Source organism: Streptomyces maremycinicus, from assembly GCF_001184025.1.
GTDB lineage: Bacteria > Actinomycetota > Actinomycetes > Streptomycetales > Streptomycetaceae > Streptomyces > Streptomyces maremycinicus.
In genome coordinates this window covers 201,291-226,262 of sequence record NZ_BBYG01000018.1, presented here as the reverse complement: position 1 = coordinate 226,262, position 24,972 = coordinate 201,291, and the positions used below count along the sequence as shown (strand labels likewise).

The 24,972-nt window shown below is 73.8% G+C and carries 23 protein-coding genes and 1 tRNA gene; 13 read left to right on the top strand and 11 right to left on the bottom strand.

Annotation, left to right across the window (positions count from 1 at the left end; genetic code table 11):
• The first annotated feature begins 33 nt into the window (after positions 1 to 33).
• Entirely contained in the window at positions 34 to 393 is a 360-nt protein-coding gene (locus AOQ37_RS28255; protein WP_063781188.1) for a CU044_2847 family protein, read from the top strand.
• 108 nt (positions 394 to 501) lie between these two features.
• Here the strand turns inward: AOQ37_RS28255 and AOQ37_RS28250 are convergent, their stop codons facing one another.
• The 3 genes from AOQ37_RS28250 to AOQ37_RS28240 form a co-directional block, all read right to left on the bottom strand.
• Positions 502 to 1,971: a glycoside hydrolase family 18 protein gene (locus AOQ37_RS28250; RefSeq protein WP_062648175.1), complete on the bottom strand. Its 1,470-nt coding sequence runs from the start codon at positions 1,969 to 1,971 to the stop codon at positions 502 to 504.
• A gap of 176 nt (positions 1,972 to 2,147) precedes the next feature.
• Entirely contained in the window at positions 2,148 to 3,524 is a 1,377-nt protein-coding gene (locus tag AOQ37_RS28245; RefSeq protein ID WP_107085320.1) for a HAMP domain-containing sensor histidine kinase, read from the bottom strand.
• On the bottom strand, positions 3,521 to 4,243 hold the full coding sequence (locus tag AOQ37_RS28240) for a response regulator transcription factor (RefSeq protein WP_063781187.1): 723 nt from the start codon (positions 4,241 to 4,243) through the stop codon (positions 3,521 to 3,523). Before AOQ37_RS28240 ends, AOQ37_RS28245 begins: the two co-directional genes overlap by 4 nt.
• Before the next feature lie 152 nt (positions 4,244 to 4,395).
• Between AOQ37_RS28240 and AOQ37_RS28235 the strand changes: the two genes are divergently transcribed.
• Entirely contained in the window at positions 4,396 to 4,929 is a 534-nt protein-coding gene (locus AOQ37_RS28235) for a hypothetical protein (protein ID WP_062648174.1), read from the top strand.
• A gap of 97 nt (positions 4,930 to 5,026) precedes the next feature.
• On the opposite strand, the gene AOQ37_RS28230 is transcribed toward AOQ37_RS28235, so the two are convergent.
• Together AOQ37_RS28230 and AOQ37_RS28225 are read right to left on the bottom strand one after the other, a co-directional pair.
• Positions 5,027 to 5,893, bottom strand: coding sequence for a spermidine synthase (locus AOQ37_RS28230; protein WP_062648172.1), 867 nt, complete (start codon positions 5,891 to 5,893; stop codon positions 5,027 to 5,029).
• Positions 5,894 to 5,995: 102 nt separating this feature from the next.
• Complete coding sequence (locus tag AOQ37_RS28225) at positions 5,996 to 6,385, bottom strand: hypothetical protein (RefSeq protein ID WP_062648170.1); 390 nt, start codon at positions 6,383 to 6,385, stop codon at positions 5,996 to 5,998.
• Between the two features lie 255 nt (positions 6,386 to 6,640).
• Between AOQ37_RS28225 and AOQ37_RS28220 the strand changes: the two genes are divergently transcribed.
• Positions 6,641 to 8,098 (top strand): NsdA family TPR-like regulatory protein, encoded by a 1,458-nt coding sequence (locus AOQ37_RS28220; protein WP_062648168.1) that lies wholly within the window; start codon positions 6,641 to 6,643, stop codon positions 8,096 to 8,098.
• A gap of 55 nt (positions 8,099 to 8,153) precedes the next feature.
• Here the strand turns inward: AOQ37_RS28220 and AOQ37_RS28215 are convergent, their stop codons facing one another.
• Entirely contained in the window at positions 8,154 to 8,747 is a 594-nt protein-coding gene (locus AOQ37_RS28215) for a histidine phosphatase family protein (protein ID WP_062648166.1), read from the bottom strand.
• Positions 8,748 to 8,970: 223 nt separating this feature from the next.
• Between AOQ37_RS28215 and AOQ37_RS28210 the strand changes: the two genes are divergently transcribed.
• The 7 genes from AOQ37_RS28210 (at position 8,971) to AOQ37_RS28180 (ending at position 15,334) form a co-directional block, all read left to right on the top strand.
• Positions 8,971 to 9,924, top strand: a complete 954-nt coding sequence (locus AOQ37_RS28210; RefSeq protein WP_062648164.1) for a phosphatase PAP2 family protein — start codon at positions 8,971 to 8,973, stop codon at positions 9,922 to 9,924.
• Complete coding sequence (locus tag AOQ37_RS28205; RefSeq protein ID WP_062648162.1) at positions 9,875 to 10,996, top strand: hypothetical protein; 1,122 nt, start codon at positions 9,875 to 9,877, stop codon at positions 10,994 to 10,996. Before AOQ37_RS28210 ends, AOQ37_RS28205 begins: the two co-directional genes overlap by 50 nt.
• Positions 10,987 to 12,585 carry a hypothetical protein gene (locus AOQ37_RS28200; protein ID WP_062648159.1) on the top strand — a complete coding sequence of 533 codons (1,599 nt, stop codon included), beginning with the start codon at positions 10,987 to 10,989 and terminating at the stop codon, positions 12,583 to 12,585. The genes AOQ37_RS28205 and AOQ37_RS28200 overlap by 10 nt, the downstream gene beginning before the upstream one ends.
• Positions 12,582 to 13,922, top strand: coding sequence for an AAA family ATPase (locus AOQ37_RS28195; protein ID WP_062648158.1), 1,341 nt, complete (start codon positions 12,582 to 12,584; stop codon positions 13,920 to 13,922). The genes AOQ37_RS28200 and AOQ37_RS28195 overlap by 4 nt, the downstream gene beginning before the upstream one ends.
• Before the next feature lie 143 nt (positions 13,923 to 14,065).
• On the top strand, positions 14,066 to 14,434 hold the full coding sequence (locus AOQ37_RS28190) for a DUF8844 domain-containing protein (RefSeq protein WP_062648157.1): 369 nt from the start codon (positions 14,066 to 14,068) through the stop codon (positions 14,432 to 14,434).
• Between the two features lie 248 nt (positions 14,435 to 14,682).
• Complete coding sequence (locus tag AOQ37_RS28185; RefSeq protein WP_062648156.1) at positions 14,683 to 15,270, top strand: bifunctional DNA primase/polymerase; 588 nt, start codon at positions 14,683 to 14,685, stop codon at positions 15,268 to 15,270.
• Positions 15,261 to 15,334, top strand: a tRNA-Lys gene (locus AOQ37_RS28180). The genes AOQ37_RS28185 and AOQ37_RS28180 overlap by 10 nt, the downstream gene beginning before the upstream one ends.
• 288 nt (positions 15,335 to 15,622) lie before the next feature.
• On the opposite strand, the gene AOQ37_RS28175 is transcribed toward AOQ37_RS28180, so the two are convergent.
• Positions 15,623 to 16,891, bottom strand: a complete 1,269-nt coding sequence (locus AOQ37_RS28175) for a M6 family metalloprotease domain-containing protein (RefSeq protein WP_062648155.1) — start codon at positions 16,889 to 16,891, stop codon at positions 15,623 to 15,625.
• Positions 16,892 to 17,228: 337 nt separating this feature from the next.
• On the opposite strand from AOQ37_RS28175, the gene AOQ37_RS28170 reads away from it, so the two are divergent.
• Complete coding sequence (locus AOQ37_RS28170) at positions 17,229 to 19,064, top strand: putative bifunctional diguanylate cyclase/phosphodiesterase (protein WP_062648153.1); 1,836 nt, start codon at positions 17,229 to 17,231, stop codon at positions 19,062 to 19,064.
• Here the strand turns inward: AOQ37_RS28170 and AOQ37_RS28165 are convergent.
• From AOQ37_RS28165 to AOQ37_RS28155, 3 genes are all read right to left on the bottom strand, one after another.
• Positions 19,043 to 20,188 carry an LLM class flavin-dependent oxidoreductase gene (locus AOQ37_RS28165; RefSeq protein WP_078890391.1) on the bottom strand — a complete coding sequence of 382 codons (1,146 nt, stop codon included), beginning with the start codon at positions 20,186 to 20,188 and terminating at the stop codon, positions 19,043 to 19,045. The genes AOQ37_RS28170 and AOQ37_RS28165 overlap by 22 nt on opposite strands.
• 138 nt (positions 20,189 to 20,326) lie before the next feature.
• Entirely contained in the window at positions 20,327 to 21,058 is a 732-nt protein-coding gene (locus AOQ37_RS28160; RefSeq protein ID WP_062648151.1) for a maleate cis-trans isomerase family protein, read from the bottom strand.
• Entirely contained in the window at positions 21,055 to 21,903 is an 849-nt protein-coding gene (locus AOQ37_RS28155; protein WP_062648149.1) for a maleate cis-trans isomerase family protein, read from the bottom strand. Before AOQ37_RS28155 ends, AOQ37_RS28160 begins: the two co-directional genes overlap by 4 nt.
• 182 nt (positions 21,904 to 22,085) lie before the next feature.
• Here AOQ37_RS28155 and AOQ37_RS28150 point away from each other — a divergent pair, with 182 nt between their 5' ends.
• Both AOQ37_RS28150 and AOQ37_RS28145 read left to right on the top strand, forming a co-directional pair.
• Entirely contained in the window at positions 22,086 to 23,048 is a 963-nt protein-coding gene (locus tag AOQ37_RS28150) for a D-2-hydroxyacid dehydrogenase (RefSeq protein ID WP_062648144.1), read from the top strand.
• 23 nt (positions 23,049 to 23,071) lie between these two features.
• On the top strand, positions 23,072 to 24,445 hold the full coding sequence (locus AOQ37_RS28145) for an amidase (protein WP_062648143.1): 1,374 nt from the start codon (positions 23,072 to 23,074) through the stop codon (positions 24,443 to 24,445).
• A 2-nt stretch (positions 24,446 to 24,447) separates the two neighbouring features.
• On the opposite strand, the gene AOQ37_RS28140 is transcribed toward AOQ37_RS28145, so the two are convergent.
• Positions 24,448 to 24,957, bottom strand: coding sequence for a DUF3830 family protein (locus tag AOQ37_RS28140; protein ID WP_062648142.1), 510 nt, complete (start codon positions 24,955 to 24,957; stop codon positions 24,448 to 24,450).
• Positions 24,958 to 24,972: the final 15 nt, after the last annotated feature.

The window sequence follows — 24,972 nt, the reverse complement described above, 5'->3', positions numbered from 1 at the left end:
AGCGCGCCCCACCCCGACGAACGAGGAGACTGCGTGAACGAGCTGGTGCGATGGACCCTGGACAGCGGCGGCGAAGTGATCGTGGAGGTGCCGCCGGACGGCCCGGCGATCAGCCCGGTGTCCCGGACGGGCGGCCTCGTCGAGTCGGCCGGCACCTCGCTGAGCGCCGCGCTCGGCAACGTCCGTCAGGCCGCGTCGGACGTGCTCGGCCAGTTCCGCGCGATGGACGTCCGGCCGGGCACGATCGAGGTCGAGTTCGGCGTGAAGCTGACCGCGGAGGCCGGCGCCATCATCGCGAGGACGAGCGCCGAAGGCCATCTGAACGTCAGGCTGACCTGGGAGAACGACGGTCCGCAGGAGCCACCCCCGGCCGCCCCGCCCTCCTCCGGCTGACCGGCCGGGGAGAGGTGGTGCGGGAGCGGCTCCTGACGGCGTCCCTCCGCGCCCCTCTTGATCAGTCGATCGATCACTCGAACTCGATCGATTGCCGTACCGGATCGATCACTTGTAGGCGGCGAACGCCTTCGAGAAGGCGGAGTCGGTCTGGACGATCGAACTGCACGTGGCGTCGGCGTAGTTCTTGGCGCCGCCCGCGCACTGCTTGTCCCGGGTCGCCGACCACATCGACAGCGCTCCGAGTCCCTTGGCCTTGGCGAAAGCGACCAGCTGGGTGGCGTCCTCGACCTTGAAGATCTCGGACGTGACGTCGTTCACGCCGATCATCGGAGTGACCCCGACCGCCTTCCAGGCCGCGCTCTCGCCGAGCCCGAGAACGCTCTTGACCTGTGCCTGGGTGGCGGTGGCGGCCTGCTCGGCGTAGGTCCCCATGTCGCCGCTGTAGGCCGGCCCGTAGTCCATCGCCATGATGTTGACGGTGCTGATCCGCACGTTGCCGGCCTTGGCGTTCGCCAGCAGGTTCACCCCGTCCTGGGTGAGCCCCTCGGGCATCACCGGAAGCGTGAACGACACGTCCAGGTCCGGGTGCTGCTGCTGGAGCTTGGCGATCGCCTGGGCGCGCCGGGTGTTGGCCGCCGTGTTCGGCAGCGCGCCGCCCTCGATGTCGAAGTCCACCTTGGTGAGCCCGTAGGCGTCCACGGCCTTGCCGTACGCCGCCGCCAGCGCGTCCGCCGAGGAGCAGCTCGTCGCCAGCTCGGTGCCGGAGGCGCCGCCGAAGGAGACCCGGACATCGCCGCCCTTGGCCCGCAGGGCCCCGATCTGCGCGGCCACGCCGTCGCTCGCCAGGTCGGTCACGCCGCCCCACTTGGGCGTGCAGCCGCCACCGTCGGTGACGAACGCCAGGTTGTAGTCCTTCACCCCGGTCGCGCTCGCGCTCGCCAGGAGGTCGAAGGCGGGATACAGGGAGGTGTCGACGTAGGGGGCGAACCCGGCGGAGGCGGTGGTCCCGGTGCCGGTGCTCGCGCTGGTGCTCGGGGCGGGCGAGGTGGGGGTGGCGGAAGCGGAGGGCGAGGAGCTGGTGGCCGGGCTCGGGGCCGTGGTGGGACTCGCGGACGCGGTCGGCCGGCCGCTCGGCTCGGGCGTGGCGCCGTCGTCGGCCGAACACCTGGCGCCGTCGACGACACAACCGGTGGGATCCGCGCTGCCGTTGACCACGAAGCCGACGGTGACGGCCTCCCCGGCGGCGAGCCCGTCGGTGTCCCACTTGGGCGGCGAGACGGTGACGTGCTGCCCGCTGACGGCGGACTCCCCGTTCCACAGGGAGCTCAGCTTCGCCCCGGCCGGCAGATCGAACTCGAGCTTCCAGTCCGCCTTCGCCCCGCCGCTGTTGTTCGTCACGACGTACTGCGCGGTGTAGCCCGTCGACCAGTCGCTGGTCCTGGTGTAGGCCGCCCCGACCCCGGCCGCCTGCGCGGTTCCGCCGAGCAGGACGGCGCCGCCGCCCACCACGGCCGCGGCGACCGCGCCGCCGATCATCTTGTTCCTGCCGCTGATCCTGCGCCGATGCGTGCTCATCACGTGCCTGCCTTCTCACTGCTCACGGGGATCCCGAGGGGGGTGCGGCAGCACGCTAGCGAGCCCGAACCGGGCAAAACGCCTGATAGGGACGGCCGTTGAGGTTCTTAGGCCGCGCTTAAGGAACACATCGGGGGCGGTTAAAGGTCGAGACCAATTCGAACCCTCAGGAACTCTCAGGAACGGCCGACGAGCGCCCGCCGCCGTCTGCGGACAGCGCCCCGGTGCCCCCTGCGCTCCGGCTCCCGGCCGTCCAGCTGGATCCATATCCGCACCTCGGTGCCGCCCAGCACCGAGGAGCCGATACGGACGTCACCGCCCGTCGACTCGGCGAGGCGCCGGACGATGTCCAGGCCGAGGCCGGTGGAACCCGCGGCGCCCGAGCCCCGGCCGCGCGCCATCGCCGCCTCGGGGTCCTGGATGCCCGGGCCCGCGTCCGAGACGAGGACGATCACCGCGTCCTCGCCGTTGTGGACGTCGACCGCGAAGGCCGTGCCCTCCGGGGTGTGCCGGAAGACGTTGCCGAGCAGGGCGTCGAGGGCCGCCGCGAGGTCGGTGCGGGCCACGGGTATGCGGACCGGGCGGTCCACCCCGGCGGTGCGCACCTTGCGGCCCTCGTCCTCCGCGAGCGCCGACCAGAACGCCATCCGCTCCCGGACCACCTCCGCCGCGTCGCAGCCCGCGCCCGGACCGGCGGCCGCCGTCTGCGGCTTGGCCTCCCGCGCCGTCCGGATGATCGTGTCCACCTCGCGCTCCAGCTGGGCGACCGCGGTCCTGGTCTGCTCGGCGGCCGGCGACTCGCCCAGGGAGGCCGCGTTCAGCCGCAGCACGGTCAGCGGGGTCCGCAGACGGTGGGACAGGTCGGCCGCCAGCTCCCTCTCGTTGGCCAGCAGTTGAACGACCTGGTCGGCCATCGAGTTGAACGCCACCGCCGCGAGGCGCAGTTCGTTCGGCCCCTCCTCGGGCACCCTCGATCCGAGCTTGCCCTCCCCCAGTTCCCGCGCCCCCTCGACCAGCCGCCGCGCCGGCTGCACCATCCGTACGCCCAGCCGGTCGGCGACGGCGACCGAGCCGACGACCAGCGCGGCCCCGACCGCCGCCAGCACCGCCCAGGCCGTGCCGACGCCGTTGCTCACCTCCGACTCGGGGACGAACACCTCGATCACCACGGTCCCCAGGCTCAGCGCGACCGGCTGGAGCAGCGCCGATCCTCCGGGCACCTCGGTGGTGGAGGCGCGGCCCAGCTCACGCACGGCCTCGATGTCCGCGTCCGCGGCCCGCGGGCGGCCGAGGTCGACCGCGGACCGGCCGTCGCTCGCCGGCAGATGCAGCGCCATGCCGTCGTCGGAACCCGCCGAGGCGACCACCCGCTCCAGCTGGTCGCGGTCGGTCGTGATGGACAACGCCGGGACCACGACGGCGGCCTCCCGCTCGGCGTTGGAGAACGCGCGGTCGCGGGCCATCTCCTTGATCACGAGACCGAGCGGGACCGCGAAGGCGACCACGACCATCGTGGTGACCGCCAGACAGACCTTGACCAGTGCCCATCTCATCCGATCGGCCCCGTCCCCCCGGAGTCGGCGGGGACCGGCGGCTCCAGCTTCACGCCGACGCCCCGCAGGGTGTGCAGATAGCGCGGCCGCGCCGCCGTCTCGCCCAGTTTGCGGCGCAGCCAGGACAGATGGACGTCGATGGTCTGGTCGTCGCCGTAGGACTGCTGCCACACCTCGGCCAGCAGCTCCCGGCGCGGGACCACGACGCCCGGCCGGCCCGCGAGAAAGGCCAGCAGGTCGAACTCGCGGCGGGTGAGGTCGAGCCGCACGCCGTCCAGCTCGGCCTGGCGGCGCAGCGGGTCGACGGTCAGACCGCCGACGCGGATGACGCTGGAGGGCGATGCCTCCGCGGCACCGGACCGGGCCCGCCGCAGCACGGCCGCCATCCGCGCCGACAGGTGCTCCACCGAGAACGGCTTCGTCAGGTAGTCGTCCGCGCCCGCGTTCAGCAGCCGGACGATCTCCGCCTCGTCGTCGCGCGCGGTGGCGATGATGACCGGCACGTCGGTGATGCCGCGCAGCATCTTCAGGGCCTCGGAGCCGTCCAGATCGGGCAGTCCGAGGTCGAGGATGACCACGTCGAAGCGGAAATGGGCGACCTCGCGCAGCGCCTCCAGTGCCGTACCGACGCTGCGCACGAGGTGCGCGGCGTCGGTCAGCTGCCGGATGAGCGCCGAGCGTACGAACTGGTCGTCCTCGACCACGAGCACACTTGCCATGCGCCGCAACCTACGCCATGCGGGCCGGGGTCATTCGGGCCTGTGGACAACTCGGCCCCTGTGGACGACCGGTGAGGCCACCGTGCGCGGCCGGGGGTCGCCGGGGACATCCGTGCGACACGGGTGAGGCGCGTGGGGCAAGATGGCCCGCGATGCGCAGAGGACTCGTACACGTACTGGCCTGGTCGCTCGCCACGGGCGCGGCGGTCACGCTGTCGTGGTGGGGTGTCCACACGGTGATGGCGGGCACGGCCTACGATCCGCCGCGCGCCCTGCCGCTCACGGCGGGCGAGGCGGTCACGCGGGAGACGACGCCGCCGGCCTCGCCGACGAGCGGCCCGTCCGCGTCGCCGAGCCCGTCCCCGACCCCGAGCCGGACCACGGCGTCCCCCTCCCCCTCCCGGACGGCGGCGACGGCGGACCCCTCCCCCAGCGGCCCGGCAACGCCCCGGAGCACCTCCCAGGGCACGGTCAAGAGCTACGACACCGACGGCGGGCTGGTCGTCTTCGACCTGGGCAAGGCCTCCGCCTCGCTGGTCTCGGCGACGCCGGGCGCGGGCTGGTCGATGCAGGTGTGGAAGACGGAGTCGTGGATCCGGGTGGAGTTCGCCTCCGGCGCGGACCGGGTGTCGGTGTTCTGCACCTGGCACGACGGCCCGCCCCGGGTGGAGGTGGGCACCTACTGACGACCGGGCCGCGGCCGATCGGCACCGGCCGACCACTCCGTCGGTCGCTCCGTCGGTCCGCCGGTCGATCGGTCCGTCGGTCGCTCCGGCCGTCGGCTCAGCGGAAGACCGACGGCGGTGGGGCCGGTGAGGCCACCGCGGACGCGTCCACGACCGGCGTCGCGCCACCGGTGAAGTCGGTGAGCGCCCTGCCGTGCTCGACCCGCCCGGGGTGCGGGTCGGAGGCGGCCCGGCGGGTCAGTTCGGCGGTCGGCAGCGGCAGGTCCGAGGCCACCAGCACGGCGTTGCCGAACCGTTTGCCGCGCAGCACGGTCGGGTCCGCGACCAGCGCGAGTTCCGGGAACCGGGCGGCGGCGGTGGCGATCTGGCCGCGCAGGTGCGCGAGCGGCGGGCCGTCGGCGAGGTTGGCGGCGTAGGCCCCGCCGGGCCTGAGCGCCCTGCGGACCTCGTCGAGGAACTCGGTCGAGGTGAGGTGGGCAGGGGTGCGGGCGCCGCTGAACACATCGGCGACGACGAGATCCGCCCATCCCTCGGGCACCTTGGCCAGTCCTTCGCGTGCGTCGAGCGACCTCACCCTGATGCGCGCCCCCGGGTCCAGCGGCAGCTCCCGGCGGACCAGCCGGACCAGGGCCGCGTCCCGTTCGACGACCTGCTGGGTGGAGCGGGGGCGGGTCGCGGCTACGTACCGGGCGAGGGTGAACGCGCCGCCGCCGAGATGCACCACGTGCAGCGGTCTGCCGGGCGGTGCCACGAGGTCGACGACATGACCGAGGCGCCGCTGGTACTCGAAGGAGAGATGGGCCGGGTCGTCGAGGTCGACATGCGACTGGGGGGCTCCGTCGAGGAGCAGCGTCCAGGCCCGCGCCCGGTCCCGGTCGGGTACGAGCTGGGCGAGTCCGCCGTCGACGGGCTCGACGACGGCGTCGGCGTCCCGCTCGCGCCGGGTGTTCCTGGACTTTGCCATACCGGCATTTTCGCAGGCCGCGCATGCTCCCCGCGCGGGCGGTCCGGGGCGGTGCGCACCGCCGGGCTGCCGGGTTCCGCGCCGGTCACGGCCGGGGCGCCCTCACCGGCAGCTGTCCGCCGCCTCGATCATCCGGGCCGCCTCGCCGAGGGCCCGCCGCAGCACCGCCGGATCCGTCGCGAGGTCGGCCTCACCAGGGGGCACCAGCCACTCGGGGCCCTCGACCGGCGGCTCGGGGACGAGTCGCAGTCCGCGGCCGTCGGTCCTCGTACAGGTACTGCCCGGCACGTCCCATGCCGCCGCCGTGCCGGCCGGCACCACGAAGCCGAGTGTGTCGTCGCCGTCGTCGTGCAGGACGGGTCCCACCCCGTCTCCCGCCGACGCCCTCCGCAGGATGTCGACCGCCTCCAGCCCCTGACGGGTCGGCACCGTCACCAGGTCGCACGCCGCCACCGGCGCCATAGAAGGAACGTTGCTCTGGCTGGTCTCCATACCGGCCTCCACCGCGCAGCCCGCCTCAGTCCACACGGCTCAACGCCGCACGGCGTCAAGGGCTACGGCGGAAGTACGCCGCAAAGGATGGCAGTTCATGGCAGATCGCGGATGAGATATCCGTTTTGTAGCCAAACACCGCATGGCGGCCCGACCACAGCAGGTACGTTCTTGCCCGCCGGGAACAAGGGTGCCACACGGACAACTCATCCCTGTTCCGGCATGGTTCGACGGTTCGCACGAGAGGACCCGGCCATGGCGTCGTCAACGGTGACCCCACCTCGGCCCGACCGGCCGGCACGGCCCAACCTCGCCTTCCGCCACCTGCGCGGGCATCGCTCACCGGCTGAGTTCGCCGCACTCGTGCGGCGGGCCGCCCGCGAGATCGGCGAGCGTGTCAGCTGTGACGCCCGCTATATCGGGCGCGTCGAGGCGGGCGAGATCCGCTGTCCCAACTACGCGTACGAGCGGGTGTTCCTGCACATGTTCCCCGGCCGCACGCTCACCGACCTGGGGTTCGCGCCCCGCGCGTCCGTGCGCGGACGAGGGGCGCGCGCCCCTGAGGACGCGCCCTGCGCGCACACCACGAGACCGGAGCGCACTACCAGTGACGAGCGGAACACGGCTGAGACGGGCAGGGCACAGCAGCCGTATGACACGCAGGACCCGTACGACACGCACCACAACGACGAGGAGAGCGACGTGCTGCGTCGCGCATTCATGACCGGCGGAGGTGCCACGATGGCCGCCGCCACGCTGGGCCCCCTCGGGCTCGCCCACGACGCGTCGGCGGGCCGCCCCGTGCGCCGCGCGGGAGCGAGCGAGGCCGGCGCCCTCGAAGAAGCGGTCCGCAGGATCCGGCTGCTGGACGACCGGCACGGAGCCGACGGCCTCTACCGCCGCGCCGCCGCACCCCTGCGCGCCGCCTACGCGCTGCTGGACGCCGGGACGACCCGGCAGACCACCGCCGACCGGCTCCACTCGGGCGCCGGGGAACTCGCCATCTCGGTGGGCTGGCTGGCCCACGACTCGGGCCGGTTCGACGACGCGCGCTCGCACTACGCGGAGGCGCTGGCGACCGCCCGGATGACCGGTGACCAGGGACTGGAGGCGCACGCCTTCTGCAACACGGCGTTCCTGGCCCGGGACGCGGGCCGCCCGCGGGAGGCCGTCCGGGCCGCCCAGGCCGCCCAGCGCGTCGCCCGCCCCCTGGGCTCTCCCCGCCTGATGTCCCTGCTGGCGCTGCGCGAGGCGGGCGGCTGGGCGGGGCTCGCCGACCGCACGGGCTGCGAGCAGGCCCTCGTCCGCGCGCAGGCCCTCTACGACCGGGGGCCCTGCGACAGCGACCCCGAGTGGATGAGCTTCTACGGCGAGGCCGAGCTCGAGGGCCTCGAGGCGCAGTGCTGGTCGACGCTGGGCGACTGGCCGCGCGCCGCCCGGCACGCGAAGCGGGCGGCGGACCTCCAGGACCCGCACTTCTCCCGCAACATCGCGCTGTACACGGCCGAGCTCGCCGACGACCTCGCGCGCGGGGGCCGCCCCGACGAGGCTGCGGTCGCCGGGATGCGGGTCCTGGACCTGCTGGACCAGGTCCAGTCGTCCCGGATCCAGACGATGCTGGCGGGTACGGCCAGAGTGCTGCTGCCGCACCGGCGCGCGGGCGGCGTGTCCACCTTCCTGGAGCGGCACGCCTCGACACCGCGGATGGTGTGAGACCCGCTGCCCGCTACCGCCCGCGGCCGATGACCCCGCACGCGGTCACCCGCGCCTACCCGAGGTGCCCGAGGTCGTTCCAGCTCTCGATCGCCGGTTCTCCGTAGGCCCAGCCCAGGACCGACAGCGACGTCGGGTTCAGCCGGATCCGGGCCGCGAAGTCCAGCGGCAGACCCAGCCAGCGTGCCCCGATGGAGCGGAGGATGTGCCCGTGGGCGAAGACCAGCACGTCCCGGTCGGCCGAGCGGGCCCAGGCGACGACCTCGTCCGCGCGGGCGGTGACCTCGGCGAGCGTCTCCCCCTCGGGGACGCCGTCGCGCCAGATCAGCCAGCCCGGCCTGGCGGCCTGGATCTCGGCGGGGGTCATGCCCTCGTAGGCGCCGTAGTGCCACTCCATGAGGGTGTCCCAGGCGGTGGCCCGTTCGCCGAAACCGGCGAGCTCGCACGTCTCCCGCGCGCGTACCAGCGGGCTGGTGCGTATCTCCGCGTCCGTCAGGCCGTCGAACGGCGCCCGGTGCAGCCGCTCGCCGAGCAGCTTGGCGCCCCTGCGGCCCTCCTCAAGGAGGGGCACGTCCGTCCGGCCGGTGTGCTTGCCGGACAGCGACCACTCCGTCTGTCCGTGCCGGGCCAGCAGGATGCGCGGTGCCATGGGGGACCTTTCCGGGGAGACCCTTGGAGGGATCGGGGGAGAAATCGGAGGCGGATCCCTTCCATCATCGCTCACGCTGAACAGGGGCAACCCGGTGGGCGATCTCAGCGTCTTTGAGAGCCGGGGCGCCCATCGAGCACGCGCACCCGCGCCGTAAAGTGGCCCGTCCCGAGCCACTGGCACAGCAGCGACGACACAGCGAAACGAAGGGGGAGGCGATCGGATGCCGCAGACCGAGACACCAGGCACCGAGGCGGCCCCGCGGACACGGCTGCGCTGGTGGACCGAGCTGCCGCTGCTCGTGCTGGTATACGCCTGCTACTCCGCGGGCCGACTGCTCGCGCGCGGCGACGTGACCACCGCCGTCGACCACGGCCTCGCGCTGCTGCGCATCGAGAAGTTCCTGCACATCAACGCCGAGCACCCCTTGAACCGGCTGTTCCGGACCCAGGCGTGGATCGGCGTGCCGGCCGACTTCTGGTACGCGTCGCTGCACTACCTGGTGACACCGGTGATCCTGGTCTGGCTGTTCCGGTCCCGGACCCAGCTCTACCGCGCGGCCCGCACCTGGCTGATGACGTCCACGTTCATCGGGCTCATCGGCTTCACCCTGATGCCGACCTGCCCGCCCCGGCTGCTGTCGGCGGGCCACGGCTTCGTGGACACCATGGCCCAGTACAGCTCGTACGGCTGGTGGGGCGGTGAGGCGAGCGCGCCGCGCGGCATGGGCGGCATGACCAACCAGTACGCGGCGATGCCCAGCCTGCACGTCGGCTGGGCCCTGTGGTGCGGTGTCATGCTGTGGCGGTACGGCGGCACGCGTACGGCGAGGACCGCGGGTGTCGTCTACCCGCTGGTGACGACGCTCGTGGTGATGGGCACCGCCAACCACTACTTCCTCGACGCGGTCGCGGGCGCGGCCGTGATGGGCGTCGGGCTGCTGCTGACGCCGTTGGTGATGCGCGGCGCGGACCGTGCCCGGGAGTGGTTCCAGGCCCGTGTCCCCCTGGTCGCAGCCGCCTCCGCCGGCACATCGTCCTCGATTGTCAGTGGCGGATGCCAGACTTCGACGGGTGAGCGAATTCCACGGCAGCGCGAGTCACGGTTCGGCCCCGGAGCCGAGCCGGGTGCCACCCCCTCGGACGCGGGGGACGGCGCTCCGGCAGCGGCTCGCTGAGCTGCGCGGCCCCGACGTTCCGGCCAAGGCGCTGGACGCCCGTGCCCTCGCGGCGCTGGCCGCCAACCCGGGCTGCGAGCGGCGCGCGATCCTCGACGGCGCGGGGGTGGACAAGGCGACGCTGGCCGACGCGCTGGGCTCGCCCTCGGCCTTCGGCCAGTCGCAGTTCGCCCTGACCCGCGGCAACGCGTTCGAGGCGAAGGTGAAGGCGGACGGCGGCGCGGAACTGCTGCGGCTGGTGCACGAGCGGCTGGATCCGGGCGCCGCGCCGCCCGCCGGCGCGGCCCTGCCCGACCTGTCCGCGATCGGCCCCGAGGGCCGCACCGCGCGTACCGCGCTGGCGCTGCGCGAGGCCACCGAGGCGAGCGGCACCTGGACGCTCCTGGACCATCCGATGATCGCGCTCGACGTCGCGGGCTCCCCCGCCTTCCTGGAGCCGGACGCGGTGGTGGTCCACCCGGACGGCAGCTGGACGGTCGTGGAGATCAAGTCCTTCCCGATGCTGGACGGCTCGGCGGACCCGGCGAAGGTCGGGGCGGCCGCCCGGCAGGCCGCCGTGTACGTGCTCGCCCTGGAGGCGGTCGCCGCCCGCCTCGACTCGGCCCCGCGCGTGCGCCACCGCGTGCTCCTGGTCTGCCCGAAGGACTTCTCCAACCTGCCCACCGCCTCCGCCGTCGACGTGCGCAAGCAGCGCGCCGTCACCAGCCGCCAACTCGCCCGCCTCACCCGCATCCAGGACATCGCCGACGCCCTCCCCGAGGGCACCTGCTTCTCCCCCGAGCTGCCCGCCGAGCGGCTCACCGCCGCCGTCGAGGCGGTCCCGGCCGCCTACGCGCCCGAGTGCCTGGCCACCTGCGAGCTGGCGTTCCACTGCCGGGAGCGGTCCCGCGCGGCCGGCGCCGTGACCTCCCTGGGCCGTTCCGTGCGGGCCGAACTGGGCGGGCTGGCCACCGTCGAGGACGTCCTGTCGGCGGCCCGCGGCGAGAGCGGCGATCCGCGGGATCCGGCGGTCGCCGCCCTGCGCCGGGCCGCCCGACTCCGCGCCGACGCCCTGGGGACGATGTGTCGCTGATCACCACCCTCGCCCGGCTCGAAGCCGTCACCACCGGCCGCGCCCGGCCCACCGCCACCGTCCGGCACCGGCACCTCTCCGAGCGGCCGCTGGTCTTCGTGCCGCTGACCACGGCCGGTGAGGCCGGTGCCCCGCTGGGCGCGCTGGTCGGCACCGACCGGGACGCGCCGCGGCTGCTCGTCGTACCGCAGCCGCGCGACCGCGAGCTGCGGTTCGCGTTCCTCGCCGAGCTGGCCGACGTCGTCCTGCCGTACCTCGACTCCTACGCCGACGTCGTCGAGGCCGCCGAGCGCAGCGAGACCGACCCGGAGACCGGCAGACGCGTCAAGGTCGAGGTCGAGCTGTGCGCCGACGCGCCCCAGCTGATCGTCCCGAGCCGCGCGGGCGTCGACTTCGTGCGCCTCCTGGGCCGCTCCATGCGCTTTCGGCGGACGGCCGAGCAGGACCCGGAGACGCCGTATCCCGCGCCCCCGCGCGTGCCGTTGCTCGGGCGGTGGCTGACCCACTACGGGGAGCGGTCCCGGGTGCCCGGCTCCTCCCTGCTGGCGGCGATGACGGAGCTCCTGGGCCGGCACTGGGCGACCGGGCAGTCCAGCCTGGAGGACCAGCACCTGGGGGCGCAGCTCGCCTGGATCGCCCCGCCGCCGGGAGAGACGGGCGCGGAGGCGGCCCTGCGCGCGGAACTCGCGCGGGACGCCGCGGGACAGCTGCTGTGCCCGCCCGCCGGTCCGGCGACCGACCCCGCGTTCGACAACAAGCTGCTCGCCCCGGCCATCGAGCGCTACGACCGCGCGCGTACCGCCCTGGCCGCCGCCGAGGACGGCCTCCAGGCGGACGACCGGCTGGGCGCGCTCACCGCGGCCGAGCGGGAGATCCGCGAGCTGGTGCGGAGCCGGACGCTGCCCACCTGGGACAAGGTGTGGGAGGGCCTGGACCTGCTGCGGGCGCTGCCGGAGGGCGCGCACGTCGAGGAGCGGTGGACCCGCGACCGCTGGTCGTTCACCGGCCACCGCGACCGGGTCGTCGCCGGTGAGCCCCCGCAGCCGCGGCGCGACGACGCGGTCACCGCCGCCAACAAGCTCGCCGGCCGCGAGCGCGAACAGGCCCGGCTGGAGGCGCAGGAGGCGCTCGACGACCCGCTGGTGATGGCGGGGCGGCGGCTGGCCGGGGAGGCGTTCGCGGGCGAGGTCGTCGACGTGGTCATGGCGTACAGCGAGAGCAAGCGGCCGAGCCCGCGCCCCCTGGTCACCGTACGGACGGACGACCGGCCGCATCTCGGGGAGCGGGCGAAGGTGTTCCGGTCGCTGGGCGGCAAGCCGCAGGCGGCCGAGTTCGTGGGGCGGGACGGCGAGGAGGAGGACGGCCTGCTGGTGCTGCGGATCGTCGACAAGATGGGCCGCGGCAAGGAGCCCGAGGCGGGGTCCGTGCCCGAGAAGGGCGACCGGCTGTGCTTCACGCTCTTCGAGCACGAGCAGCGCGGCGGCGCGAAGCTGCCCGACCCCGAGGACACGCCGTGGACGCACGGCGGTCCGCCGGGCGAGCAGGTGCCCGAGGTCCCCGATTCCGTCACCCAGGAGGATGTGCTGTGACCACCGAGGCCGCCTTCGACCCCGGTACCGCCGCCACCCGTGCCACCGACGCGATCCTGCGCGACACGCTGCACGGCAGCGCGCGCGGGGTGGTCGTCGACTCCCCGCCCGGCGCCGGCAAGTCCACGCTCGTCGTCCGCGCGGCGCTGGAACTCGCCGAGGCGGGGCGGCCGCTGATGGTGGTCGCGCAGACCAACGCGCAGGTCGACGACCTGGTCGTCCGGCTCGCGGTGAAGAACCCCGAGCTGCCCGTCGGCCGGCTGCACAGCAGTGACGCCGACCCGTACGACAAGGTGCTCGACGAGCTGCCGAACGTACGGAAGTCGGCGAAGGCGGCGGAGCTGGGCGGCCTGCCGGTGGTGATCTCCACGGCCGCCAAGTGGGCGCATGTGAAGGTCGACGAGCCGTGGCGGCACGCGATCGTGGACGAGGCCTACCAGATGCGGTCGGACGGGCTGCTGGCCGTGGCCGGGCTGTTCGAGCGGGCGCTGTTCGTGGGCGACCCGGGGCAGCTGGACCCGTTCTCGATCGTCGGCGGCGAGCAGTGGGCGGGCCTGTCGTACGATCCGTCGGCCTCGGCGGTGAGCACCCTGCTCGCCCACAACCCGGAGCTGCCGCAGCACCGGCTGCCGGTGTCCTGGCGGCTCCCGGCGTCGGCGGCGCCGCTGGTCTCCGACGCGTTCTACCCGTACACCCCGTTCCGCAGCGGCACCGGACACGGGGACCGGCGGCTCTCCTTCGCCGTGCCCGCGGACGGCTCCGGCACCGACCGGGTGATCGACGAGGCGGCGGAGTCCGGCTGGGGCCTGCTGGAGCTGCCCGCCCGGCACACACCGCGGACCGACCCGGAGGCGGTGCGGGCCGTCGCGACGGTCGTCCGGCGGCTGCTGGACCGCGGCGGGGCGGCCACCTCGGAACTCTCTCCCGACCCGACCCCGTTGACCGCCGACCGGGTCGCCGTCGGCACCGCCCACCGCGACCAGGCGGCCGCGGTCCGGGCGGCGCTCGCCGAGCTGGGCGTCCCGGACGTGACGGTGGACACGGCGAACCGGCTCCAGGGCATGGAGTTCGACGTCACGGTGATCCTCCACCCGCTCTCCGGCCGCCCCGACGCCACCGCCTTCCACCTGGAGACGGGCCGCCTGTGCGTGCTGGCCTCGCGGCACCGGCACGCGTGCGTGGTGGTGTGCCGGGCCGGCGTGGGCGACCTCCTGGACGCCTACCCCTCGACGGAACCGGTCCAGCTGGGAACCCTCGTGAAGTTCCCGGACGGCTGGGAGGCGAACCACGCGGTCCTGGCCCACCTCGCCGAGCACCGGGTGGCCTGGAGACCGTGAACCGGCAGGAACATCGGGGGCACCGGAAGCCTTGATACTGCGGGGCCGAGGGCCTCTTGCGCCGCCGGGGGACAATGGAGGGTGGTCCACGCCACCGGTGTTGTCCGCCGGTGGCCATCCGAACCGTACGAGGAGGAGAAGACATGGCGGAGCCCACGCCGCGTCGGAACGAACCGCGGCTACGCCCCGCGCCCCTGCTCTTCGAGCCCGCCGAGGCGGCCGGTGATCCGGAGCACTTCTTCGACCTGGAGTCGATAGACGATCCGGCGGCGCTGCTCACGCGGGCGACGGAGCTGACGCTCGCGTTCCGGGCCGCCGCCGACCGGGCGGTGGAGTTCCAGGCCATGGCGGCGGCACAGCTCGCCGATCCACGCCGCTTCGACCGGCTGACGCCCGCGGACATCGGCGAGCGGGCCGAGTGGACCGAGGACTACGCGCAGAAGATGGTCGAGTTCGGCCGGGATCTGCTGCGGGGCGACACCGAGGGGCGGGGGCACGCCGACCCCGTCTGAGCCTCACCTGCCCGGTCCGAGCGCCTCGCCCGACCCGGCCGGAGCACCCTGCATCGCTCACTCACCGAGCGGCCGACCGAGCAAGCGGCCCGGCACCCCGACCGACCGTGCGTCAGGCCACCCGATCGCCTGTCCGTCCGCCCGCCTGGCATATGCCGGGCGGGCAAGATACTCCTCTTCGGTCCCTCCCGTCCCGGTTTCCGGCAACCCTGTGAAATCATCCGCTCACCCCCGGTACACCTGGGGGCATGAGCAGCGCATGCGAGGAACCCATCGGTGTCACCCCGGACGGCGCCGCCTGGCTGGCCTCCGCCGGAACATATCCGCGCAGCACGCTCGCCTTCTGGGCGGAGCGACCGCAGGCCCCGGTGGTGCTGCCCTGCGGCTCGGCGTTCGACATCGTCAGCGCGCCGGCGATGTTCGGCCGGCTGATGCTCGACCGGCTGTGGAGCGAGGGGCCGGGCTCCGGCCCGGTGGCCGCGTTCCGCGGGCGGACCCTGCTGTTCGCGGCGCCGGGCACGGCCCAGCGGCTGCCCTCGCTGCTGGAGTGGGAGGAGTGGAGCGCCGAAGGCCGCCGGGACGGCCGTACCGCGACGGTGCCGCCACTGCTGTGCCACGGCACGGGCGACGCGGTGACCGTACCGGCGCTCACCCCCGCCGCGGAGGGCGCGTCGACGCGCTGGATGGTCGCGCCGGACACCCGTCATCCGTGGCTGCCGGGCCCGGAGATCCTGCTGTGGGCGGCGGTCCGGGCGGCCCGTTCGGCCGTGCGGATTTCGATTTCTCCTCCCCAGGATCAGGATGCTAAGGTCTACGACGTCAGCAGGCGCCGCTAGCTCAGTTGGTTAGAGCAGCTGACTCTTAATCAGCGGGTCCGGGGTTCGAGTCCCTGGCGGCGCACAGACGGCAAAGGCCCCTCGCGAGAGCGAGGGGCCTTTCGCGTGCGCCACTCGCCTGGCGCCTCCCGCATGCCCGGAACGAGACCGGACGGGCCCGGGCGGACGCACGACGGCAGAGGTCACGGCCCGGCAGAGGTCACAGCCCGGCAGAGGTCACGGCCCGGCAGAGGTCACAGCCCGGCAGAGGTCACGGCCCGGCAGAGGTCACGGCCCGGCAGGGGTCACAGCCCGGCAGGGGTCACAGCCCGGCAGGGGTCACAGCCCGGCAGGTGTCACAGCCCGGCAGGGGTCACAGCTTCGTCCCCGGCGTGATCTTCACCGTCCACTCCCCCGACACCGTGCGCCCCTCCACGTCCACCCGTACGCCGTTGCCCGGCACGGTGAAGCTCTCACCGAGGGCGACCGGGGCGTCCGCGAGGGGCGGGTAGACGGAGTTCTCCCAGCAGGCCTCGGTGCGCGGATGGGCGTCGACCACCTCGACCGGGCCGCGCCCGGACCGGGCGCCGCTGCTGATGCGGTAGACGAGGACGCCGCTGCGGCAGGCGGCCCCGTCGTTGCCGGCCTGGCCGCGCACCTCGAAGGCGAGCACGCTGTCGGGGCCGGTGCGCACCACGGCGAGCTTGGGCCCGTTGCCGAGCCCGAAGGCCGGCGCCCCGGAGGCACCGGCGACCGGCACGCCCGGTCCGGCGCTCAGCGGTTCCAGGGTCAGCCGGGTCGGACCCGGCCCCCGGACACACACCACCTGGCGTTCCGCGAGCCAGCCCAGTTTCCACTTGTGCCAGGCGAACAGGTCGGGGGCGAGTCCGAACTGGCTGCCCATCAGGTCCCAGTCGCCGACGTAGGTGTCCCAGTCCCCCTTGCCGTCGACGGGGCGGTGGTAGAGGTCGGGCAGGTCGAACACGTGGCCGGTCTCGTGGGCGAGGACGAGACGGTCCGGGGGGTGCTGCTCGAAGACCGTGACGACCCGGCGGATGTCCGTGCCGTCGGCGTGCAGCGGGGCGTCCAGGTTGACGACCTTCGTGGCGTCCGAGTCGACGCCGGGCGCGTCCGGGTCGGCGACGAAATAGACGACGTCGTAGCGGGAGAAGTCGACGTGGGGGTCGGCGGCGGCCAGCGCGTCGTGGAGGTAGGCGGCCCGGCTGTCGGCGTTCCAGTCGCGCTGTATGGCGTACGCGGTGGACGGCTTCGGCATGCGGATCCAGCGCTTCAGCGGATGCGCGCGCAGGGCGAACTTCCCGTAGGACGCCTGGCGGAAGAAGCGGCTGGTGGCCGGGAAGTGGTCGGCGGCCAGTTCGTCGGGGGAGGTCGTCGGGAACCGGTCCGGGAAGGACAGGAAGACCATCACCGCGTCGAGCGACCGGGTGGGCCGGGGGTAGGCGGTGTTCCAGGTGTCCACGCCCTCCGAGTGGTGGGCCGCGGTGCGGGTCAGGGCGCAGGGGGCGGGCGAGAACGGCTCGGCGACCGAGGGGCCGCCGATGAGCGAGTTCGCGACCAGCGCCGAGAAGGTGGTGAACACGGCCGCGGTACTGCGCAGTCGGGGGCGCGGAAGCAGTCGCACACGTCGCGGCAGTCGCGGCACAGGGACCTCCGGAAGGCGGTTCACGGGACACCGCCACCCAGCCTGTGTGAAATTGTCGTACTACGCCCTGTTTGTCTGCCCCAGACGAGTGAGGAGGCGGAAAGCGGGCATCACCTCGACACCCCCGGAATTCTCACGGAACGTCACAAGCGGTCGTCCCCCCACAGAACCGGGCCAGGTGCGGGCAGAAACGATCTGTCAGAAAGGCCGGTTGTTCGGGGACACTGGGCAGTGGCTGCGCGGGTCCGGGGGCAGCCTCTATGATCGGCAGACTTTCCTGCACGGACAGCGATCGAGTGCACTGCGGGAGCGAGCGGTGAGCGGAACGTCCGAAGGGCCGACGCCCGCGGCAGACCTCGACCGGTCAGCCGTCACAGAGAGTGACATCGACAGTACGGAAAGCGGGCTCCTGGTCAACCGACCACCGGCCTACCGTTCCGTCTTCGCGGCGGCGCCTCTCGCCATGGCCGTGGTCGACGGCGAGGGCCGCATCGTCGACGCCAACGACGCGCTCGGCGCGCTGCTCGGCGGCGGGCGGACCGGCCTGGTCGGGCGGGTCGCCTCCGACCTGCTGGACCTGGCCTCCGACCCGCGTACCTGGCACGCCTACCGCGAGGTGCTGAGCGGCCGGCGGGCGAAGCTGCGCTGCACCCGGCGCCTGAAGCAGCCCGACGGGCGCTCGCTGTGGGCGCAGGTCACCGTCTCGCCGCTGGACGCCGACACGCCCGGCGTGCTGCTGTCGGTCGCCGACGTGAGCGCCCACCGTGACCTCCAGGCGAGACTGCGGCATCTCCAGATGCACGACCCGGTGACCCGGCTGCCCAACCGCACCCTGTTCTTCGAGCGGGTGTCCGCCGCGCTGGAGGCGGAGGTCTACGAGCAGAGCGGGACCGGCCGGATCGGCCTGTGCTACCTGGACCTGGACGGCTTCAAGGCGGTCAACGACACCCTCGGCCACCGGGTCGGCGACCTGCTGCTGGCCGCCGTCGCCGAACGGCTGACGGAGTGCGCCGAGCAGGCCGGGCAGACCCGGCCGAGCGTGCCGCTGGTGGCCCGGCTGGGCGGCGACGAGTTCGCCCTGCTGGTCGAGGACTCCACCGGCACCGAGCAGCTCGCCGACCTCGCCGAGTCCGCGCTCAAGGCGCTCCAGGCCCCCTTCGACCTGGCCGGACACCGGCTGAACGTCTCCGCGTCCATCGGGGTCGTGGAGCGGCACGCGGCCGGCACCACGGCGACCGGTCTGATGCAGGCCGCCGACACGACCCTGTACTGGGCGAAGGTGGACGGCAAGGACCGCTGGACGCTGTTCGACCCCGAGCGCAACGCCCATCTGATGACCCGGCAGGCACTGGCCTCCACGCTCCGGCCGGCCATCGAGCGCGGCGAGTTCCGCCTCGACTACCAGCCGCTGGTCGGCATGTCGGACGGCCGGCTGCGCGGCGTGGAGGCGCTGGTGCGCTGGGACCACCCCCGGTTCGGGCTGCTGTCGCCGAATCGGTTCGTCGCGCTGGCCGAGGAGGACGGTTCGATCGTGCCGCTCGGCCGATGGGTTCTGGCCACCGCCTGCCGGCAGGCACGGCAGTGGCAGCTGGACAATCCGGACGATCCGCCGCTGTTCGTCAGCGTCAACGTGGCGGTGCGTCAGGTGTGGGACTCCGACCTGGTGGCGGATGTGGCGGAGATCCTCGCCGAGACCGGGCTCGCGCCGCACCTGCTCCAGCTGGAGCTCACCGAGTCGGCCGTGATGGGCTCGGCCGGGCGGCCGCTCCAGGCGCTCCAGGCGCTCAGCGACATGGGCGTGGGCATCGCCATCGACGACTTCGGCACCGGCTACTCCAACCTCGCCTATCTGAGCCGGCTGCCGGTGTCCGTGCTGAAGCTCGACGGGTCCTTCGTGCGCGGTTTCCAGTACGAGGGCGCGGGCTCCCCGCCGAACCCGGCCGACCAGGTCGTCGTCGAGGCGATGATCGACCTCGCGCACCGGCTGGGGTTGACCGTCACCGCCGAGTGCGTGGAGACCTCCGCGCAGGCGACCCGGCTGCGCAGCATCGGCTGCGACACCGGGCAGGGGTGGCTGTACTCCCGCCCGGTGTCGCCGGACCGCATCTCCGAGCTGCTGGGGACCGAGACCTACGCCGTCGGCAACCCGTAGGCGTCCGCGACGAGTTCGTAGGAGCGCAGGCGCAGCTCACCGCGATGGGCGTGGCTGGTGAGCATCAACTCGTCGGCGCCGGTGCGCTTGTGGAGGTCGTCGAGGCCGGAGCGGACCTCGTCGGCCGTGCCGTGGATGATGTTCGCTCCCCAGGAGTCGACGAACTCCCGTTCCAGCGCACTGAATCGGTGCGCCTCCGCCTCTTCGGGGGAGGGGAACAGACCGGGGCGGCCGCCGCGCAGCCGGACCATGTTGAGGCCGGTGGCCAGGACCTGGCGGCGGGCCTCCCGCTCGTCGTCGACGGCGAGCACGGAGACACCGATCAGCGCGTACGGCTCGGCGAGCACCTCGGACGGCCGGAACGACTCCCGGTACAGGTCGAGGGCGGGGACGGTGTTCTGCGCCGAGAAGTGGTGCGCGAAGGCGAAGGGCAGGCCGAGCACACCGGCCAGCCGGGCGCTGAAGCCGGAGGAGCCGAGCAGCCAGATCGGCGGCCGGTGCGGCGACTGCACTCCACCGGGGGACGTGCCCTGGACCGGCCCGGGGATCGCGTGGATACGGCCGTAGCGGTGGCCGTCGGGGAAGTCGTCGTCCAGGAAGCGGGTGAGCTCGGCGAGCTGCTCGGGGAAGTCGTCGGCGCCCTCGTGCAGGGTGGCCGTGCGGCGCAGCGCGGCGGCGGTGGCGCCGTCCGTGCCCGGGGCGCGGCCGAGGCCGAGGTCGATCCGGCGGGGGGCCAGCGCCTCCAGCGTGCCGAACTGCTCGGCGATGACCAGGGGCGCGTGGTTGGGCAGCATCACACCGCCCGAGCCGAGCCGGATGCGGTCGGTGTGGGCGGCGAGGTGGGCGAGGATGACCGCGGGCGAGGAGGAGGCGACGCCCGGCATCGAGTGGTGCTCGGCGACCCAGTAGCGGTGGAAGCCGCGGGACTCGGTGAACCGCGCGAGTTCGACGCTGGTGCGCAGGGCGTCGGTGGCGGTGCGGCCGGAGCCGACGGTGACCAGGTCCAGTACGGACAGCGGCGCCGGCGCGGTGCCCAGCACCCTTCCGCGGATCCCGTCCGCCGCGGCGCCGGTCGGCGTCTCGCCTGCCGCCGTCTCGTCCGCCGCCGTCTCGTCTGCCGCCACGGGGTCCTCCTGTTGTCGGCCGTGCACTGTCCTCGGCGCACAACAGGAGGGTGTCCCCGTTTATTCCCGGGCGCTTGTTCCCGGGCCGTCGCTCCCGGGCGGTCGTCCCCGGGCGGCGGGACCGGGACGGCCGGGCGGTCAGACCTGCACGATCGGCTCCCGGGTGAACAGCGCGCCGAGGCCCGGCGCGTTCACCCGGCGGTCGGTGAGGCGCAACGCCTCCCAGACCGTGACCTGGTTGGCGGTGAGGACCGGCTTGCCGAGCTCCTTCTCCAGGGCGGGGAGGAACGCGGCCGTGTGCAGGGCGGTGTCGGGCAGCAGGACCGCCCGCGCGTCGGGCTCGTCGACCGCCCGGGCGAGGGCGAAGACCTCCGCCTCCCCCCAGGTGCCGACCTCGGACGCCGTGACGATCCCGGCGCTGTGGACGCCGGTCACCTCGACGCCGCCGGCCCGCAGGAAGTCGGCGAACAGCGCCGCCACGTCGTCCGGGTACGTCGCCGCGACGGCGACCCGCCCCGCGCCGATCTCCCGGGCCGCGTGCACGAAGCCGAAGGAGGTGGAGGAGGCCGGCATCCCGGCGGACGTGGCCAGGGCGCGCACCTGCTCCTGGGCGCCCTCCCAGCCGTGCACGAAGCCACCGCTGGTGCAGGCCCACACGATCGCCTCGGCGCCGGCCAGCCGCAGCTGCTCGACGCCCTTCGCCAGCCGCTCCGGCGCGCCCATCCGGCGCAGCGCGTCGACCCGGTGCGCGTCCTCGCCGATGTCGGTGTGGACCACGTCCAACCGGATGTCGCTGCCCAGGAGCTGCTCGATACGGGGGTAGTCGTCCTCGGCCGAGTGGCCCGGATAGAGGAAACCGAGTGCGGTCATGTCCAGCCTTCCTGCTGCTCTTCTTCCGGCAGGACCGGGGGTTCCTGCGGCACGGGAAGTTCCCGCGGTACCCGGGTGTCCGGCAGCCCGGGGGGCCACACGCGTGCCGACGTGTCCAGCAGCGCTTGATACGGTCCCACCGCCCGGGTACCCAGTCGGCGCAACGCCGCCCACATGGTCACCTGGTTGGCCGAGATCACCGGTATGCGCAGTTCCGCCTCCAGTTGGGGGATGACGTCGTAGGTCGGCAGGTTGGTGCAGGAGATGAACAGCGCGTCGGCGTCCGCGGGCACGCGCACCGCCCGGTGGGCCATCTCCACCACCGCCCGGTACGGCACCTTCCAGATGTGCCGGGTCAGGCCCATGGACGCGCGTCCGGTGACCGTGCCGCCCGCCTCGGCCACGTACTCCTCCAGCGACCGTGTCACCGACTCCGTGTAGGGCGTCACCAGGGCCACCCGGCGGGCGCCCAGCTCCGCCAGGGCCTCGACCAGCGCGCCCGAGGTGGTCACGGACGGCATCGCCCCGGCCCTGGTCATCGCCTCGCACATGGCCCGCTCCCCCGCGAGCCCGCCGACGAAGCTGCCCGAGGCGCAGGCATAGGCGACGGCCTCGGGGGCGACCGCGACCAGGGTGCGGACGGCGTCCTGGAGGGTCTCGTGCTCGCTCACCCGGCGGGCGAGGTCCAGGCCGACCTCGACGGGGACGTACGGCGTGCGGGTCAGATGGAGCGAGACGTCGTCCGGCGTCCAGCGCCACAGCTCGCGGTCCAGCGCGAAGTCGAAGGGGGCGACGACACCGAGGCCGCGCTGCGCGCGGGGGCCGCCGAGAAAGGTGACGTCCATCGCGGGCACCGCCCTCACCGGGAGACGAGATGCGCAACGAGCCGTACGCACGGCCGTGTTGACGACGGTAGGTTCGGGTGCGAACGTGGTCAATCCACGCACGTCAGGCACCTGGTCACGGGCACGTCGGACACCCGGTCAGCGCTTGTCGGACATCTGGTCACGGACGGAGGGGACACCGCATGGACGCCGTCCCCGCAGATCCGCCCACGCTCCTCGTGCTGGACGCCGACCCCCTCCCCCGGCTCGGCCGCCTCACCGGGCGGGCCCGGGTGCTGCACACCGACGAGGCCTCCCTCGCCGCGCGGCTGCCCCTGGCGGACGTCCTGCTGGTCTGGGACTTCACCTCGCACGCGGTGCGCGCCGCCTGGCCCGGCGAGGGGCCGCGGCCGGGCTGGGTGCACACGGCGAGCGCGGGCGTGGACCACTTGATGTGCCCCGAACTCGCCGCCTCGGAGACGGTGGTGACCAACGCGCGCGGGATCTTCGACCAGCCGATCGCCGAGTACGTGGCCGCGCTGGTCCTGGCGATGGCGAAGGATCTGCCGCGCAGCTGGGAGCTCCAGCGGCGCGGGGAGTGGCGGCACCGCGAGAGCGGACGGGTCGCCGGGACCCGGGCCGTCGTCGTCGGCTCGGGGCCGATCGGGCGGGCGGTCGCCCGCACCCTGAAGGCGCTCGGCGTGACCACGGCCGTCGTCGGCCGCGTCCCGCGCACCGGCATCCACGGCCCCCAGGACCTGGACCGGCTGCTCGCCCGCGCCGACTGGGTGATCGCGGCCGCCCCGCTCACCGAGCAGACGCGGGGCATGTTCGACACCCGGCGGTTCGGTGTGATGCAGCCCTCCGCGCGCTTCGTGAACGTCGGCCGCGGGCCGCTGGTCGTCGAGGACGCGCTGGTGCGGGCCCTGGAGCGGCGCTGGATCGCGGGCGCCGCCCTGGACGTCCTCAGCACCGAACCCCTGCCCGCCGACAGCCCGCTGTGGCAGGTGCCCGGGCTGCTGATCTCGCCCCACATGAGCGGCGACACGGTCGGCTGGCGGGACGAACTCGGCGCGCAGTTCGTGGAGCTGTTCGAGCGGTGGGCGGCGGGGCGACCGCTGACGAACGTGGTCGACAAGCAGCGCGGATACGTGCCCGGACACTGACGTCCCCGGCCTCGGGAGGGTGCATGACCGACCTCACCACACTCACGGCGACCGAACTCCTCGACGGCTACCGCAAGGGCGAGTTCAGCCCGGTGGAGGCGACCCGCGCCGCCCTGGACCGGGCCGAGCGGATCCAGCCGGAGGTGAACGCGTTCGTGCGGATCCTCGCCGACGAGGCACTGTCTCAGGCGGAGGCCTCCCGGGAGCGGTGGCGGCGCGGGGAGCCGGCGGGGCCGGTCGACGGGGTGCCGGTGACGGTCAAGGACATCCTGCTGCTCGAGGGGCATCCGACGCTCAAGGGCTCCCGGTCCGTCGACCCGTCCGGCCCCTGGGACGAGGACGCGCCCTCCGTCGCCCGGCTGCGCGAGTCCGGCGCGGTCTTCATCGGCAAGACCACCACCCCCGAGTACGGCTGGAAGGGGGTGACGGACTCCCCCCTGACCGGCGTGACCCGCAACCCGCACGACCCGTCGCGCACGGCGGGCGGTTCCAGCGGCGGGAGCGCGGCCGCGGTGGCCCTCGGCGCGGGACCGCTCTCGCTGGGCACGGACGGCGGGGGCAGCGTCCGTATCCCGGCCGCGTTCTGCGGGATCTTCGCGCTGAAGCCGACGTACGGGCGGGTGCCGCTGTACCCGGCGAGCGCCTTCGGCACGCTGGCGCACGTGGGTCCGATGACCCGGGACGCCGCGGACGCGGCACTGCTGCTCGACGTGATCGGCGTGCCGGACGCACGCGACTGGTCGGCGCTGGGGCCGGCGCCGGGCTCGTTCCGGGCGGGGCTCGACCGGGGGGTGCGCGGGCTGCGGGTGGCGTACTCGCCCACGCTGGGCGGGCAGGTCGCCGTACGGCCGGGGGTCGCGGCGGCGGTACGGCGGGCCGTGGAGCGGCTCGCCGCACTCGGCGCGTACGTCGAGGAGGCCGATCCGGACTTCAGCGATCCGGTGGACGCCTTCCACACCCTGTGGTTCGCCGGGGCGGCCCAGGTGACCCGGCGGCTGCCGGCGGACCGGCGGGCTGCGCTCGATCCGGGGCTGCGGGAGATCTGCGCGCAGGGCGCGCGGTACACCGCCCTCGACTATCTGGCCGCGGTGGACACCCGGATGGAACTGGGCCGCCGCATGGGCCGCTTCCACGAGACCTACGACCTGCTCCTCACCCCGACGCTGCCGATCACGGCGTTCGAGGCCGGGGCGGAGGTGCCGGCCGGGTCGGGGCACCGGCGCTGGACGGGGTGGACGCCGTTCACCTATCCCTTCAACCTCACCCAGCAGCCCGCGGCGACGGTCCCGGTGGGGACGGACGGCGGCGGGCTGCCGGTGGGATTGCAGATCGTGGCCGCCCGGCACCGCGACGACCTGGTGCTGCGCGCGGGGCACGCGTTGCGCGGCGGATCATAGGGTCACGGGCCGGGCGGGCCGGACCGCCGGAACCGCAGCGTCTCGCCCGCCGCGCCCGTCCGCCACAGGTCGTTGCACGCTCGCGCCATCTCCTCCAGGCCCTTCGTCACCCGGCCCCAGACGATGCCGGGGACCCAGCCGACGTCGCCGTTCAGCAGCAGGTTGTTGCGTTCGTAGAACAGGGCCAGGTCGACGACCGTGGTGCCGGGGCGGACCTCCCGGTCGTAGCCGTAGGCCCGGGTGCCGAGTTCCGCTCCCGCGAAGGAGAAATAGCAGAGGTCTCCCGGAATGGGTGTGACGGTCGGGTTCTCCAGCGGTGGCTCGGATGTCGCGAAGGGCGGGAAAAGGGCGTAGATCTCGTTGCGGGCGTATTTGGCGTGGTAGACGTCTCCGGCGAGCGGAAGGGAATCCCAGACGGCCGCGCAGGTGATCGGCGCACGATCGTCGAGCAGCTGCGCCGTGGCGGTGATCCCGCGCTTGACCAGCGAGACTTCGATGTATCGGTCAGCCATGCGTTCCATGGTCCA